The sequence below is a fragment of the Nanoarchaeota archaeon genome, from assembly GCA_018897155.1.
GTDB lineage: Archaea > EX4484-52 > EX4484-52 > EX4484-52 > LFW-46 > LFW-46.
Genome location: JAHILE010000045.1, coordinates 54,176 through 69,401 on the forward strand (window position 1 = coordinate 54,176; position 15,226 = coordinate 69,401).

The 15,226-nt window shown below is 39.9% G+C and carries 14 protein-coding genes; 4 read left to right on the forward strand and 10 right to left on the reverse strand.

The annotated features are described in order from the left end of the window. Genes pth2 through KKB09_05825 form a run of 3 tightly spaced genes read right to left on the reverse strand, consistent with a single transcriptional unit; the run spans position 1 to position 2,395 of the window. The gene (gene pth2, locus KKB09_05815) at positions 1–339 is read right to left on the reverse strand and encodes a peptidyl-tRNA hydrolase Pth2 (protein ID MBU4300706.1); all 339 of its coding nucleotides are present in this window, start codon (positions 337–339) and stop codon (positions 1–3) included. A 48-nt stretch (positions 340–387) separates the two neighbouring features. After that, on the reverse strand, positions 388–1,113 hold the full coding sequence (locus KKB09_05820) for an HD domain-containing protein (protein ID MBU4300707.1): 726 nt from the start codon (positions 1,111–1,113) through the stop codon (positions 388–390). A gap of 28 nt (positions 1,114–1,141) precedes the next feature. After that, positions 1,142–2,395 (reverse strand): translation initiation factor IF-2 subunit gamma, encoded by a 1,254-nt coding sequence (locus KKB09_05825; GenBank protein MBU4300708.1) that lies wholly within the window; start codon positions 2,393–2,395, stop codon positions 1,142–1,144. Positions 2,396–2,524: 129 nt separating this feature from the next. Here KKB09_05825 and KKB09_05830 point away from each other — a divergent pair, with 129 nt between their 5' ends. After that, positions 2,525–4,303: an aminopeptidase gene (locus KKB09_05830; protein MBU4300709.1), complete on the forward strand. Its 1,779-nt coding sequence runs from the start codon at positions 2,525–2,527 to the stop codon at positions 4,301–4,303. Positions 4,304–4,619: 316 nt separating this feature from the next. On the opposite strand, the gene KKB09_05835 is transcribed toward KKB09_05830, so the two are convergent. Continuing rightward, positions 4,620–5,186: a C39 family peptidase gene (locus KKB09_05835; GenBank protein MBU4300710.1), complete on the reverse strand. Its 567-nt coding sequence runs from the start codon at positions 5,184–5,186 to the stop codon at positions 4,620–4,622. A 249-nt stretch (positions 5,187–5,435) separates the two neighbouring features. On the opposite strand from KKB09_05835, the gene KKB09_05840 reads away from it, so the two are divergent. After that, the gene (locus KKB09_05840; protein MBU4300711.1) at positions 5,436–5,975 is read left to right on the forward strand and encodes a peptidylprolyl isomerase; all 540 of its coding nucleotides are present in this window, start codon (positions 5,436–5,438) and stop codon (positions 5,973–5,975) included. 6 nt (positions 5,976–5,981) lie between these two features. On the opposite strand, the gene KKB09_05845 is transcribed toward KKB09_05840, so the two are convergent. Further along, positions 5,982–6,140, reverse strand: a complete 159-nt coding sequence (locus KKB09_05845) for a hypothetical protein (protein MBU4300712.1) — start codon at positions 6,138–6,140, stop codon at positions 5,982–5,984. An 87-nt stretch (positions 6,141–6,227) separates the two neighbouring features. On the opposite strand from KKB09_05845, the gene KKB09_05850 reads away from it, so the two are divergent. Further along, positions 6,228–6,788 (forward strand): hypothetical protein, encoded by a 561-nt coding sequence (locus KKB09_05850; GenBank protein MBU4300713.1) that lies wholly within the window; start codon positions 6,228–6,230, stop codon positions 6,786–6,788. A gap of 99 nt (positions 6,789–6,887) precedes the next feature. Beyond that, positions 6,888–9,629 carry an HAD-IC family P-type ATPase gene (locus KKB09_05855; protein MBU4300714.1) on the forward strand — a complete coding sequence of 914 codons (2,742 nt, stop codon included), beginning with the start codon at positions 6,888–6,890 and terminating at the stop codon, positions 9,627–9,629. A 351-nt stretch (positions 9,630–9,980) separates the two neighbouring features. On the opposite strand, the gene KKB09_05860 is transcribed toward KKB09_05855, so the two are convergent. From KKB09_05860 to KKB09_05880, 5 genes are read right to left on the reverse strand one after another with little or no spacing between them, the layout of a single operon-like run. Then, entirely contained in the window at positions 9,981–11,354 is a 1,374-nt protein-coding gene (locus tag KKB09_05860; GenBank protein ID MBU4300715.1) for a hydroxymethylglutaryl-CoA reductase, degradative, read from the reverse strand. 50 nt (positions 11,355–11,404) lie between these two features. Next, positions 11,405–12,196 (reverse strand): MvaI/BcnI restriction endonuclease family protein, encoded by a 792-nt coding sequence (locus KKB09_05865; protein ID MBU4300716.1) that lies wholly within the window; start codon positions 12,194–12,196, stop codon positions 11,405–11,407. 15 nt (positions 12,197–12,211) lie between these two features. Next, positions 12,212–12,928, reverse strand: a complete 717-nt coding sequence (locus KKB09_05870) for a methyltransferase domain-containing protein (protein ID MBU4300717.1) — start codon at positions 12,926–12,928, stop codon at positions 12,212–12,214. Then, entirely contained in the window at positions 12,912–13,592 is a 681-nt protein-coding gene (locus KKB09_05875) for a DNA modification methylase (GenBank protein MBU4300718.1), read from the reverse strand. Before KKB09_05875 ends, KKB09_05870 begins: the two co-directional genes overlap by 17 nt. A gap of 6 nt (positions 13,593–13,598) precedes the next feature. Continuing rightward, positions 13,599–14,951, reverse strand: a complete 1,353-nt coding sequence (locus KKB09_05880; GenBank protein ID MBU4300719.1) for a site-specific DNA-methyltransferase — start codon at positions 14,949–14,951, stop codon at positions 13,599–13,601. Positions 14,952–15,226 lie beyond the last annotated feature (275 nt).

Below are 15,226 nucleotides of genomic sequence, written 5' to 3' on the forward strand. Positions count from 1 at the left end.
TTAAAGAAGCTTTAGTTTTCCTGCAACAGCATCTATTTTATCATCATCTTCAGGCCCGATACCAACGCATGTCGCAGTTCCTGGCTCAAGCTGTGTTTTTCCAGCATCGCGGATTAATGCTGCGGGAATTTTCGCCTTTTTTGCAGTCATAAAAACATCTATTAGCTCTTTTTCGCCAGAAACTTTCAATATTACCTTTTTCTGGCCTTCGGATTCCCATGATTCTGCCGAATCGAAATCTGCTTTTTTATACGATTCAAGGGATGCATGCGCGGCCTGCGCGGCAAGCTTACCTTTTGTCATTTTCAGATCTGCGCGAATTATTATTGCCTGTTTCATAGAATGAATTTGTGCGGACAGGTATAAAAAGGCTCTTATTTTGTTAGGCTATCTCTTTCCATGAACCTCATTTTTCAATCTTTCGAAGAATTCTTGCATAAAACCCATTCTTTCTTTAGCGATTTCTTTTGCTTTTTGAGTATATAATTTGTCGGGTATGTGTATGACTTTTGTCACAAAATCAAGGTTTGGCGAGTGTTTTGACGGGTTTTTTATTCTTCCGTTCGGCTTTCCGCCGACAAGATTATCGCTTATATATTCTTCAATTGGCGTATCTACGTATATTTTTTCGCCATGTTCTCCGGCAACCATGAAAAGGCGCGCGATTCCGACTGCTCCGAGCGTGTCGAGCTTATCCGCGTCAAAAAGTATTTTTGCTTCTATTGTCTTTGGCTCGTTGCCGGTTCTGAAGCGATGGCATGCTATGCTGTGTTTTACTTTCTCTATTTTTTCAGGAGGGAAGTTAAGCTCTTTTAGTATTTTTTCAGACATGACAGAGCCAAGAACTGCGTGATCAGTATTTCCAGTATTGTCGCCGGCTTCTTTAACGCGCGCGATATCGTGAAGAAGAACTGAGGCTTCAAGGACATCTTTGTCAACATCTTTTTCGCCATCTGCAATCTCCGTTCGCTTGCTTTCGGCTCTTGCAGCCATCTCTGCGTCTGCAAGATGCATGCATAAATCATGGACGCGCATTACATGGTCCATACTGTGCGCGGAGCCGGAAAGTTCTTTTTCCATGATTGCCTTAATTTTCTGTTGAATTTCGTTCATAAGAAATCGCAATTGAATGTTTGTGGGGTTATTGCTTGATTACGCCCCAACCAATGAGCCGCCATTTGCTTTCTATCTGGCGCGATAGCGCGACTTTGTCCCCGATTGATGCGCATACCGGAATTTTTAGTAGGAATTCGGCAACTTTTCCGGGTTTTGTGCAAATTCCAATCGTTCTTGAAGTATTGACATTCATGAGCAAGGCATCATTTTGCTTTACTTCATTTTTCACCTGTTTTGCATCAACAAGGCGCTCAAAAGTGTGCATTTCAAGCTTTAAATTATTGAATACGGCGGGGAGTTTTCCTTCAAGCCCAAGAACATTTCCAACAAGGTTATCTGATTTTGCTAGAGACGGATCTAAGAGAGTTCCGACACTAAGAAGCCCTCCGGGTTTTCCGGCATCAAGCGATGCATTGCCCTGATTTATACTTACAATCGTTGATTTAAGAGGAACCCATTTACTCTCCTTTTTTGCACCAGGGCGTATTTCTATTTTGTCGCCTTTTTTTAGATTCCCGCGCACAAGGCTTCCTCCGACCACGCCGCCGACAAGTTCAGATATATCGGTTCCGGGCCGGTTTACATCAAAGCTTCGCGCGATATACATAATAGGGTCTGCATTCGAATCATGCGGCTTTGGCTGTATTATATCAGTTATTGCTGCAAGAAGAACATCAATGTTTGCCTGATGCTGCGCAGAAACAGGAATTATCGGCGCGTTTTCTGCAACCGAGCCTTTGATAAAAGCCTTTATCTGGCCGTAGTTTTTTCGCATCTGTGCCTCATCAACAAGATCCACTTTGTTTTGCACAATAACTATATTTTTTATTCCTGCGATATTTAAGACCATTAGATGCTCTGCAGTTTGCGGCTGCGGGCATTGTTCATTTGCCGCGATTACCAAAAGCGCGCCATCCATAAGAGATGCTCCTGTCAGCACTGTCGCCATCAATGTTTCGTGTCCGGGGCAGTCGATTACAGACAAGGCACGGACATATTCGGTATTAACTTCATGTTCTAAGCATTTCGGCATTGTGGTGTATGCTTTAATGCTCTCGCACTTTGGGCATTTTCTTATTTCCATATCTGCGTAACCGAGGCGAATTGAAATGCCGCGCTTCAGCTCTTCGGAATGTTCGTCTGTGAATTTTCCGGTAAGCGCCTGAGTAAGCGTGGTTTTTCCATGGTCGACGTGGCCGACAATTCCGATGTTCATTTCCGGAAGGTGCCTGTCTGCTTTGTTTTGCGCAACATCCGATTCTGATTTTTTAGAAACCATAGAACCATTAATTGAAAAGAAAGATTTAAATAGAAAGGCGAAACATAAAATGCAAGCACGTAGATGAAAACAGCTAAACTATCCGCAGGCTAAAAAGTTATTTAAATAAACCTTAGCATAGGTATTTTTATGCCAAAAATAACTGACGAAATCATGCGCGAAGCAGAAAACAAGCATTATGATTTTCAGACAGGGTGCTATTTCTCAGGCTCAAAGAAAATCCGCGGCGCACGCCTTATATGGAGCGACAAAATCAGTGATATGTATTGGAATTATGCGACTAAAATCAATGCAGATGAAAAAACCAAGGGCGCGTTAATAAAAGAAATTATCGCTTTTTACAAAGAAAAAAACAGGCAGCCTGAATTGTATATCACGCCGTTTACTGAGCCGAAGAATCTTGCAGAGTATGCAAAACTAATTGGCTTTAAATTAGCATTTAGAGATGCTTGGATGTTTTATGAGGGGCAAAAAAAACAAATCAAAACGCTTGAAAATTTTATAATAAAGCAAGTCAAGACAAAAGAAGAAATGAAACTCTTTATTGATGTTTTTCATCAGGCGTATGGCGGCGCAACTCTGAACGAACCTTATGGAGCGCTTCCAAAAGAATACGGAGAATGCCTTATTAATTCGTTTACAAATCCGCTAAAAGGAAAAACCACCATTCATTATTTAGGGCTTTTAAACGGGATTGCGGTTGGCATTGCAACCCTGTTTTATTCAGAAAAATTCGGATGCATCACTAATGTTGGAGTTGTTTCGTTTCAAAGAAAAAAAGGAATCGGGGCTCTTTTAACAATAAATGCGATTGCGGATTCGATTAAGAATAAAGCTGAAATAGTGTTTTTGTATACTGAAGAAGGCAGCATCAATGAAAAATACTATCAAAAACTTGGCTTTTCTACAAAATTTATCGGTGAATCATTTTTGCTTGATGCTCTTGAATACGGAGTTTACCAAACCGTTAATTCCTGCGTAAAGATAAAACCAAATGAAAATGTGGTAATACTCACAGACAATAAAATAAAGGCAGTTGCGGCGCGTATTGCCGATGCCGTAAAGAAAATAACGCCCAATATTAAGACATACACACTTAATGATTACGGAAAACGGCCTTTTAAAATACCGCCATTTATTCTTGAAGACATCAAAAAATCCGATGCTGCATTCGTTATTACCGAGTACATTTATGGTGATATGCCCGTACTTTATGAACCGGTGAATGGCGCAGTTACTAAAAGCCGGACGCGCATGGCTGCATTAGTCGATATAGACGAATCGCTGTTAAAAGACGGGATGAATGCAGATTATGAAAAAATCGGCAAGTTTTCAAAGAAAATATATCGCATTGTTAAAAATGCTAAGAAAATACGCGTTATTACCGATTTAGGAACTGATATTACTGTAACTCTCGGCTATAAATGGGCTGTGTTTGACGGAATTCCAAGACCCGGAAAATGGGTTAATTTGCCTGATGGAGAGGTATTGACTGCGCCAAAAAATGTTGATGGCGTAGTTGTTGTTGATGGCAGTATAGAATTTCTGGGAATTTTGACACAACACCCTATGAAAATTGAAATCAAAGACGGCTTTGCACAAAAAGAAAGCGTATCATGTGCGCGTAAGGAAATAAAAGACAAATTTACTGAACTCGTTTTTACAACGGACGAAAATTCAAGCCGTGTAGGAGAGTTCGCATTCGGAACTAACTTATTCCTAAAAAATTTGTCAGGCAATCTGCTTCAGGACGAGAAATTTCCAAGCATCCATATCGCATTCGGAGACCCGCACGGAAGCCTGACAGGGGCAAAGTGGAGGAGCAATAATCACATGGATGCAATTATATTAAAGCCGACAGTATTTGTTGATGATGTTAAGGTTATGGAAAAGGAAAATATCTTATAGAATAAAAGATAGGATACGTTTTGAGATAGGTTGATTTCTACATAGTAAAATAAAACGTAGCGGCGCGCATAATCCATAGTTGTAATTTAAATAATTTAATGATGGAAGAACAAAGCGCCTCCAATGAAAGAGGCGCAAAATAAACTCAATGATCAACTAAATAATAACCATTACTCAATTATTTTTTTTTCGCTGGTTTTGGTCCTATCATTTAAGTCACCTATGGAAGACGAGGAATGGGTTATGGGTGGGTCAACCACACATATCTTATGAACGACTGAGATTATATACTCCATTATGGAGTTTATTGAAGCCGTTAAATTTTATCTTTAGAATACGGTTTTGATGCATGTGTTTGGTAAACCCTTCCCGATTTGACAAGAACATTCGCATCATTCACCTTTAAGCTAATTTCCTGCGCGATTTTTACATCGCGCGGCAATACCGCCATTATCCATCTATTTCCCCTTGTCAGGCGGTCGTTCCAGAATTCTTCAAAAACCTTTTTGTTTACTTCATGCCGCGGGCCGTACCACGGATCGCAGAAAAACACATTTTTTGCAGTTACTTTAATCATCACGCTGTAATGCCCGATTTCGCTGATGTTGTCGGTCCAATCAATTATCACCGGCAGATGCGCCTTCAAAAATGCTTTTACAGTTGCCATATTTGCATTTTCATGCACAAAGCATGAGAACCCGATTTTTTTGCAAGCATCAATCATTCCCTGATGGTGCGTGCCGCATTTTTCGCTTGTGTTTGCAATACGCGCGATTTCATCTTCTGTTTTTTTGATCCCAAGCGTTTCAAGAACCATCTTAAGGCAGGTGGGGCCGCAGAAATAGCAGTTCTTCTGGTGGTGGTAAGGAACTTTAACAGGCATAGTAATACATGGTAAGGTACACATATATAGAAAATGCATTTTTGGATAGTGCTGGGCGGGTAGACTGTAGAAGTTACGCCAACAAGGTCTGGCATTGTTCCATGGAGCTGCGGAATGGGCATGCTTCGGGGAAGCTTTACGGTAGCTGATTAGAAAACTGCTTCGAATGGCTGAAATATTTGTTTAATAAAGATATGAGCGAATTTATTATTCAATTTATATTGTGATTTAATAGATCGAGTTGATGCAATGGCTCCAAAAAAAGCAGATGTAAAAACAGATTTAAAAGAAGAATTGACTATAAAAAAAGGTGACGCTGAAGTGCCGGCAGAGAATGGTGGTGCAAAATTGGCTGTAACGCATGGAGATACTGTAAAAGTTCATTATACAGGAACCCTTGAAGACGGAACTGTTTTTGACAATTCGGAAAGCCACGGCACTCCGCTTGAGTTTCAGATTGGCGCGAATCAGGTAATTCCCGGATTTGAAAACGCAATGGTCGGCATGAAAGAAGGCGAAGAAAAAAATGTCAAGCTTTCAGTGGCAGACGCTTACGGAGAATACAATCCGCAGATGGTCGGGAAAGTGCCTAAAGCTCAGCTTCCGAAAGGCCAGGAGCCGAAAATCGGAATGATTCTGATGGTCGGCTTGCCAAACGGAATGCAAGTGCCTGTAAAGATAGTGGCTGTCGATGCCGAATCGGTTTCAATTGATCTTAACCATCCCCTTGCAGGAAAGGCGCTGAATTTCAAGATTAAGATTGTGGGAATTGGCGATTCGAAGCAATAAATGAAATTATCCTCTAAACGCCTTTGCGCAATGAACGCAGCAGAAAACGACATCCTTTCCTTTGATTTTTTCGCGATGCCCCCCTTCAAACACTTTGCAGCCGCAATGCGCGCAAACCGTAAGTCTCGGCTCTACGGCAAAATCAACAAGATCGTCGAAATGCATTAGTATGCGCTTTACAAACGCCTTGCCTTCGGGCGTGAGTGCGTATGTTTTTTTCTCGCGCGCGCCGGGAATTCCCGTCTTAATAAAGTGTCTGTCGAACTGTGGGCAAATCCGGCAAACTCCGGCAACTACACCATTCTTGAGAGGTCCGGCACATACAGGTTATATATCAATAATTCGAGGATTATGGGCGGAATATATAATGGAACCGGCTGGCATGAAACGCAGGGCGCAACTATTCTTTCAGATAATATATGGCATTACTTTGCCATGGCATACTCCAACGAAAGCGGGCTGAAGCTCTATCTTGACGGTGTCCAAGACGCATCGCTCGGCGTCGGCGGGCAGATAAAAACAGAATCATCTAAATCATTGCAGAATTATCGGTTGTATGCATATTTTGCTTACATTATTACTGCCGCAATATTGGCTATGGCGTGGTTTGCAATAAAGAAAAGGCAGGTGGGCAAAAATCCGAAATATGAAGAACCTGCGCATGGAACCGAAGCTGCAAAGATTGCGGCAGAAAAGCCAGCCATAAAAACTCCTGAAAAAAAGAAAAAAGCGCGCAAAATGCCTGCTTCAAAAGATAATCTGGATGATATGGAGAAGCGGATAGAGGAAATAAAGAAGAAACTGAATGAATGATCAATATTAATATCTTCGGATATTGAATGATAATACCCTATTCTATTATATACCGGCTGAACAAAAAACGCATATAATGACAAATACCCAATTAACAATATGCTTTACGTTCACGAAAAACCACCCCACGCGCTTTTGGCAAAGGAAGTTGTAAAGCATCTTAGCTCCCACGAATCGTGCGGGCTTTCTTCCGGTGAATCAGAAAAACGGTTGCAGAAAAACGGCCCGAATACACTAGATACAAAAAAGAAAATTACAGCGCTTGATATATACGCCAGGCAGTTCAAAAGCGCGGTAATCGCGATTCTTGCATTTGCTTCAGTTATTTCATATTCTATCGGCGAGATGATTGAGGCATATGCGATACTTGGAATGATATTTGTTGTTACGCTTATCGGTTTTTATCAGGAGTACAAGGCAGAGAACATTCTTGAGTCAATAAAAAATATGGTTGTGACGCGTGTCCGGGTCTTTCGCAACGGAAAAATTGCCGAAATTTCCTCAATTGGACTTGTTGCAGGTGACATGATTTTTCTTGAGGCTGGAGATAAGGTTCCTGCAGATGCAAGGATTGTCCGCTCAAGCGAGCTTTATGTGGATGAATCATCTATGACTGGTGAATCCAATCCTGTTTTGAAAAGGGATTGCGTTCTTTCTGAGGATACGCCGCTTGCAGACCGGAAAAACATGCTTTTTATGGGAAGTTATGTTTCAGGAGGTAATGCCAGCGCAATAGTCACGCACACAGCGGAAAGGACAGAGATAGGAAAAATAGCAAAAGAAGTGCCGCAAGACGAGGAAACGCCTCTTGAGAAAAGTGTTAGTGATTTTGGTAAGAAGCTTTCTGCAATAGTTATTGTTCTTGGCATTTTCATGATTGTGTTTCAAGTGCTAAAAGGAGCGCCGATAGAGGATATTCTTATAGTGAGCATCGCAGTGGCAGTTTCCGGGATTCCGGAAGGCCTTCCAATAATAATGACTATCGGCCTTTCGCACGGCGTTCACGCAATGGCAAAAAAGAACGCACTTATAAGAAAAATGGGCGCTGTGGAAACTCTTGGCTGCGTCAGTGTGATATGCACTGATAAGACAGGAACACTGACTAAAAATGAGATGACGGTTGCTAAACTTTATTCGAATGATTCGATTATCGGTGTTCAAGGTACGGGATACAGTCCTGAAGGCGCGCTTATCTTGAATGGTAAAAAAATTACTGCAAAAAATAATGAGACGCTGAATCGCTTCATTACTGCAGGAGTGCTGTGCAACAACGCGCGCCTGAAAAAGGAAGATAACGGATGGTTCGTAATGGGCGATTCCACAGAGGGGAGCCTCATTGTTCTTGGCAAAAAGGCAGGCCTTTCGGAGGATCAGCTGAGTATTGAATATGAGCGCGCCGGAGAGCTGACATTCACATCCGAGCGCAAGTGCATGAGTACGATCCATATAAAAGGCGGCGATAGGTATATGTTTTCAAAAGGCGCGCCAGGCTATCTTCTTGAGAATTGCGCCCACATAGAAAAAGACGGCAAGATAACACTTCTTTCAAAAAAAGAAAAAGAGAAAATAATCGAAACCTATGAATCATTTTCTTCAGAAGCGCTTCGTGTAATCGCGATTGCATATAAGACATTGCCTTCAGGAAAAATGCCAAGGGTAAAAGACGAAATCGCTGATGAAAAAGATCTCATTTTTCTCGGTCTTGCAGGAATCCAGGATCCTATTCGTGACGGCGTAAAAGAATCTATTGAAGCATGCAGAAAAGCAGGCATAAAAACCGTGATGATAACTGGTGATCACATCACAACAGCAACCTCAATTGCCCGCGAAATTGGCCTGATAAAAAGCAACGAGCTTGTTATGGAAGGCTCCGAGCTTGACAAATTGTCTGAGGAAGAATTCTCATCTATTGTGGAGCGAATTTCTGTTTATGCTCGGGTGACTGCAGAGCATAAGCTGCGGATAATTGCGGCTTTTGAAAAAAAAGGACACGTTGTTGCAATGACAGGTGATGGCGTGAATGACATAATCGCGCTGAAAAAAGCGCACGTCAGCATAAGTATGGGCCTTAAAGGGACGGATATCGCAAAAGAAGCATCTGACATAATACTTCTTGACGATAATTTTAATACAATTGTTTCAGCGATAAAAGAGGGGCGCTCGACATATAATAACCTGAAGAATGCTATGCGATTTATGCTTTCGATATCTTACGCAGAAATGTGTGTGGTTGTAACTGCAATACTCATTGGAATTCCACTTCCGATTACTGCGCTGATGGTGCTTTTTATAAATCTTGTGACTGATGACCTTCCGGGTATGGGAATGAGCATGGACTCTGCAAAACACGAGGTTATAAACAGGAATCCACGGAAAAAAGACGAGCCTTTGATAGACCGAAGCACTCTTGAATCAATAATTTATAACGGCACAATTTTCACAATTGCAGTTCTCGGGTTTTTTTCAATAAATTATTTTTATTTTGGCGAAGATCTGCTTAAAAGCCAGACCGTAGCTTTTGCATCGCTAATGGCAATGGAGATAATATTTGCCTACGGCATAAAGATTGATGGCGTGCAAAGCATAAAGCATGCATTCTCAAACAAGTCTTTGAATTTTATGGTTGTTTTGGCAACAATAGCTGCAATTCTTGCAATAGAACATCCCTTGCTTCAGTCAATTTTTGAGACAACCGGACTCACTTTATTAGAATGGATTTCAGTGATTCTGGCAAGCACAATTGTTGTTGCGATAATTATCCTTTTGCGCGGCAAAGCAGAAGAAAAAGAGCGCGCAATTGTTAAGGATCTTGAGGGTATAAAACGGGCAATAAGCGGTTAAACGACCCATCTAGTATTTTCTTGTTTGAGGGTAATCATTTAATTCATTAACAAAAGGGTCATTTTTTGTTTCATGAGGCACATTATTAAAATCCCGACCTATTGAAGTATCTTTCAAATAATCCGGATCGAGATGCGGCGAATATACGAATTTATTTGGTGCTGAAATTTCAAATTCTAAAGCGAGATCGTCTTCTTTTTGTTTATACTCACCCGTATTAAAAGATTTATGATTATCAAGAGTTTCTCCGCCGCATATAAAAATACCTGTTTAAATGATGCAAAAGCACCACGAGTAAATGACTACGGATACTTTTAAAGCGTTGTACTTGGAGAAAAAATTAGTGCTAACTCACATTTTTTTTAAAGAGTCCAAAACTTCTTTTGCCCTGTCCACTCGCACCTTTTTTTCAGCAACAAGAACGTCAACCACTTTGTCGATTTCTACGCCTTCTGCGCCAGCCATTATCGCAATGTTGCGCGCATGCAATTCCATATGCCCGCGTTGTATGCCTTCTGTTGTAAGCGCCTTTAGCGCGCCCAAGTTCTGCGCAAGCCCGACTGATGCCATGACTTCGGAAAGCTCGCGCGCAGTTTTCACGCCAAGAATTTTGAGATTTGTCTTTGCAATCGGATTTGTTCCTGTTGCTCCGCCAATTATTCCTGCAGCTATCGGAAGCTCGATTTCACCAATCAAGTCCCCGTCTGAATTCTTTGACCATTTTGTAAGCGTTTTGTACTTTCCCGGAAGCGTCTTGTATTTTCCATACTTTCCGGAATCTTCTGCGTAATCATTCTCTCCACGACATTTCGTTTTCACAGGAAACAGCTCTGCAATGGTGTACTTTCCTGAATATGCTGCGTAGGCATGCGCGCCTGCTTCAATTGCGCGGAAATCATTTCCCGTAGCAATCGCTACTGAATCAATGCCGTTCATTATGCCTTTATTATGCGTTGCGCCTCTGAATGGATCTGCGTCTGCAAATGCCCATGCAAGAATTATTTTGTCCACAACATCTTCGCCGCCAATCTCTGTTTTATCAAAAACTGCTGTTGCGCGAGCAAGCCGGTATATCGCAAGATTCGAAATTATTCGAATAAGTGCCTTTCCGCCGGAAATTTCTTCAAGAGTTTGTTTTACTGATTCTGACATTGTGTTTACCGCGTTTGCACCCATAGCATCGCGGCAGTCTACAAGAAGATGGACAATTAACATAAGTCCCTTTTCAGTGTCGATTATCCTTACCTCAATATCACGTGCACCTCCGCCGAATTTTACAAGAATAGGATCGACTTCATTTGCTTTTGCAATTATCTCGGATTTCTTTGCAAGAATTGCCGCTCTAGCAGCTTTCGGATCTTTGACATTGATGAGCTGAATCTGGCCAATCATTATAGGCTCTGTGCTTGACGCCGAAAAGCCGCCTTTGGTTCTTGCGAGCTTTGCCATATTCGATGCTGCGGCAACAACGCTTGGCTCTTCAAGTGCCATCGGGATGAGATAATCTTTTCCGTTTATCCGGAAATTCGCGGCAATGCCAAGAGGCATCTCCATTTTTCCAATGACGTTTTCAATCATGCGGTTTGCAGTATCAAGCGGAAGTCCTCCTGTTTTTAAGGCATTTGTTTCCTCTGGCGTAAGTCCTGCAAAATCAGCAACGATTTTTGCGCGTTCATCAAGCGTTAGCTTGTAGAATCCGGATAATTTTGATGTTTTTTCTGGCATGATGATTGGATGCGCGTTATACTTTTAAATAGGTTGTTTCTGGCTTGCGCTTAAATTTCAGTAACTTTACTAAACAGCGCCGGCCAATTATTTTGTTTAATTCTAAATTTGGTGCCGTGATTATGTCCTGTTCTGGCATCAAAATCTACAAATACTACGCCGTTTAATATTCCCCTAAGAAGATTATTGAACGCGAAATCTTCAAGCAATTCTATTTTTTCATACTTAAATTCCTCTTGTTCATTTACTTTTCTTGAATCCGCAATAACATAGATAGTATTTCTAATTTTACCCGCACATTTTTTATTTAGAACATCAAAGTCCCAAGAAGCCAGCACCGTTGCACCTACCAGATGATACTTAAGTACATTAGTTAACCAGTCTCCATGTCTTTGTTTATCAACTTTTTCTGGATCGAAGAAGATCTCTACTTTTCGTCCTACGCTATTTACATTTACTTTAAGACCACGATCAGTAAATCGATTTCCTGTCAATGTAGCTCTAAAACTCATTTCACCTTTTGGATACATTTTTCCTGCTTCGTCGTGTGGCCAACCATACTTTGGAAGCAATACGTTTGCTACAACGCTTTTTGGTTTCCTAGGTTCAGGATCCTGATGGAATAAGGTAATTAATGACCCCGTGCTCTTTCTCTGCGTTTTTAATTCCCAATCCACCGTATTGGCAATGGCCAAATTATTTTCAGGTATGTGAAGAAGATCTTCAAGAGTATTTCCAACCGCACCGTCATTCTTTGATCGGTTCGTGTGAATCCAATCAAGTTTTTTGATCGCTCTAAGTTTTTCTAATAATTCTTCTTTTTTGATATTCAGCAATTCCATCATCATCATCATCATTCACCCGTGTTTAAGGCATTTTTTAGGGTCTGTTTTTTTTTTCATTACAAATAAATATTTGAATCCTCTCAAATAAAAATTATGTTCTATAGCTCTTTGTTTCCATAAAGGAGTATTTGAAGTTTGGTGCCTTCTCGTAAGGCAAATAATATCGAGAGGAGTAAAGTGCTTTTCCAACATTTGATATATTTTTATCCCAACAGGGATAAAGCCCGAATTACTTCTCCAATGGTCTCCAATAACCCAACCAACTACTTTCCCATTTTTCAATACTCTGTGAAGTTCTTTAGCGACTTTTTCAAGTTCTTGATAAAATTCCTCTTTTTCACATGAAATTTTTCCAATACATTCTGCTTGTTCAGAGTATCTCACATTATCACCGTATGGAGAATCTATGAAAATCATATCAACAGAATTATCCGATAATGGAATTTTTCTTGCGTCATTTTGAATTATATCCGGTCTTGTGGGCGCAATATCATATCCGATTACATTTCTATTTTCCTCTTTGCACACATCGATTGTTGTCCCACTTCCACACATAGGATCAACAACTAAGTCCCCTTCTTTTGTGTATCGACTTATCAGATTCAAAATAACGCCTGCGGGAGTTACACCATTAAATTTACAATTGCCTTTTTGTGTAGTGCCATAACTTTGTTTTGGAAAATCCCACAGTGTTGTGGGTTCTAGAAGAAGTTCATCTTGTTTTATCATTTACTAAAACCTTTAGATCTTCAATAAATTTATCAAACATCTTTACTTTTTTACTTTCTTCGATATTGGTTTCGCTCAAAACATAGCTTCCATCCGTATCAACTTCAACAATCGCTCTACCTTTCTTTGTAGGCTTTTTTACCGTTAGCGTTCCGTCCTCGTCGGGCGTTACGAAATAAACTTTAATATGTTTTGTTGCCTCATCAGAAGCAAGTTTTATTTTCCAATAGCCTGTTTGGGCAATTCTCTCTCGCAAAGTAACTTTACTTGATAAAACGGCAATAACCTCACTCGTTTTCGGATTATAAATAATCAAATCAACATCTGGTAAGTGCGAGCCAAATTCGCCATAATCCACAATCAAATTTCTTTTAACCAAGCTCAATTCTTTTGATAAATTTGATCCGTTTGTTCTTTCAAGGCCGTTTCCATTAACAACTTGTAATCCCAATGCTCTAACTTCATCGGTGATAATGTATTCAACCAGTTTTTCCAAATTTTTACCTTTGAAAGCACGCCAAGATTGCTCGTGATCATCGCCAGTAAAATCCTTTTTGTGTTGTTCTTTTGCTTCTTTCAAAACATTTGAAATATGTCTGTATGCTTGAAGACCATGTTTCTGCTTCTTTGTTTCGTAAATTTTGATCAAATCGTTTATTTTCATAGCGCCCTATTTCTCCATTATTAAAATATATTCTGTCGGATAAGCAAAAATTTTGTTTTTATCGGTTATACTTGCAAATTTACCTGTTTTTTCATCTCTAACAGAAGGCAAATTTTTTGAGGGTATTTCTCGTTTTATAATATCGGCAATTTTCAGCCCTAAGTTTTGTAATTGTTCAACAAAAACTTCCGCATTAAGTATCTCAACACCCTTTAAACTCGTATTTCCAATAACAATACAGGTTTTTCCGCCTTTTTTTAACATTCTTTTCATCTCAATAAATACCTGATTCATCTCACTAAAGTATGTTGAAACTTCCTCAGCGGTTTTTTTATCTTTTTTAAGTAATTCTTTTTGAATATTTTCTGCGATTGAGCTGTTTAGCAGTAAATCTTTTTTGTTGTGATAGGAAGTGCCAATAAATCGTTTTCGGAAATCACTCAAATCTTTAGCATATTCCAACCACAAAGCAGTAAGTTGGTGTAAATCAGCGTATTCGTAAGAAGTAACGTAGGGTGGTGATGTAACAATCAGACTAACGCTATTGTCTTTTGCAGGAATCGTTCTTGCATCCGTACAAAATACATCGCTCGGCACTTTTAAATAATCTTTTTCAGATAATGATTCAAATAATCGAGCATTGCCTCGCAACATCATTTTTATTTGCCTTGAAAATGTTTTGATCGGATCCGACGGGGTTTTCTCGAAATCTCTTGTTGGCTTATTACTTTTTTGCAACCAAATTGAACAGTTTTTGAGTATATTTGAAAATCCACAAAAGAAAAAGTCTTTAATATCTTGATCTTTGATTTTTGAAATTTCGGTAAAGATAAAAGCGAGTTTTCTTTTTTCTTCCGGCTTAAACCAATAATCAATTCGTTCATGTTCAGGGACATTTACTTTAGTACTTTCGTTGTAAGCTTCCAATTTATTTTGAAGATTTGAAAATTCTTTTTCAATTTTATCGGGATCAATAGGTGTGGTTTTCGCCGTTGTGATTAAAACGGCAACGGGATTAATATCAACAGCAATTGATGGTCGTCCCATGACTTTTGACTCAACGAGTGTTGTTCCGCAACCGCCAAAAGGATCAACGACTAAATCGCCCTCTTTTGTATATTCTTCAATTAATCTATGCGCTAATTGAGGAATAAATTTTGCAGGATATCGATGATATCCGTGCGTTATGTATGCGGTATCTTTGCGTGTCAAATGTTCAAACGCCCAGGATTCATCCACCTTAATAGAATCGAGTGAAAATGGTGCGTTTCTAAGAGCATTTGGAAGCACAGTTCTCAAGTTAGACATATAATGTGGTTTCTTTTCAAAGCTTTTTACAGTTTCTATAAGTTCCGCCATATATCTTATTTAATCACAGTACATATAAAGCTAATCCCTATGTGATATTATCCAATTAAAGTCATCTATAAAAACTCCTGTTACCAAATAGGTATAGAGGAATTTCTATGCCGTTCAAATGTCCAAAATGCAGTTCTGCAAATTATGCCAAAAAAGGTTTTCGACACAATGCATGTGGTAAAAAACAGAAATACCGATGCAAAGACTGCAAAGCGTGGTTTGTCAAAGACGATGGATTTAAGCGTATGAGGCATAAGCCAGAAGACATCACTCGT

What these genes read in the sequence shown, in the direction of transcription:
- pth2 (MBU4300706.1), bottom strand. Translation starts at nt 339, where the DNA reads ATGAAACAGGCAATAATAATTCGCGCAGATCTGAAAATGACAAAAGGT.
- KKB09_05820 (MBU4300707.1), bottom strand. Translation starts at nt 1,113, where the DNA reads ATGAACGAAATTCAACAGAAAATTAAGGCAATCATGGAAAAAGAACTT.
- KKB09_05825 (MBU4300708.1), bottom strand. Translation starts at nt 2,395, where the DNA reads ATGGTTTCTAAAAAATCAGAATCGGATGTTGCGCAAAACAAAGCAGAC.
- KKB09_05830 (MBU4300709.1), top strand. Translation starts at nt 2,525, where the DNA reads ATGCCAAAAATAACTGACGAAATCATGCGCGAAGCAGAAAACAAGCAT.
- KKB09_05835 (MBU4300710.1), bottom strand. Translation starts at nt 5,186, where the DNA reads ATGCCTGTTAAAGTTCCTTACCACCACCAGAAGAACTGCTATTTCTGC.
- KKB09_05840 (MBU4300711.1), top strand. Translation starts at nt 5,436, where the DNA reads ATGGCTCCAAAAAAAGCAGATGTAAAAACAGATTTAAAAGAAGAATTG.
- KKB09_05845 (MBU4300712.1), bottom strand. Translation starts at nt 6,140, where the DNA reads ATGCATTTCGACGATCTTGTTGATTTTGCCGTAGAGCCGAGACTTACG.
- KKB09_05855 (MBU4300714.1), top strand. Translation starts at nt 6,888, where the DNA reads ATGCTTTACGTTCACGAAAAACCACCCCACGCGCTTTTGGCAAAGGAA.
- KKB09_05860 (MBU4300715.1), bottom strand. Translation starts at nt 11,354, where the DNA reads ATGCCAGAAAAAACATCAAAATTATCCGGATTCTACAAGCTAACGCTT.
- KKB09_05865 (MBU4300716.1), bottom strand. Translation starts at nt 12,196, where the DNA reads ATGGAATTGCTGAATATCAAAAAAGAAGAATTATTAGAAAAACTTAGA.
- KKB09_05870 (MBU4300717.1), bottom strand. Translation starts at nt 12,928, where the DNA reads ATGATAAAACAAGATGAACTTCTTCTAGAACCCACAACACTGTGGGAT.
- KKB09_05875 (MBU4300718.1), bottom strand. Translation starts at nt 13,592, where the DNA reads ATGAAAATAAACGATTTGATCAAAATTTACGAAACAAAGAAGCAGAAA.
- KKB09_05880 (MBU4300719.1), bottom strand. Translation starts at nt 14,951, where the DNA reads ATGGCGGAACTTATAGAAACTGTAAAAAGCTTTGAAAAGAAACCACAT.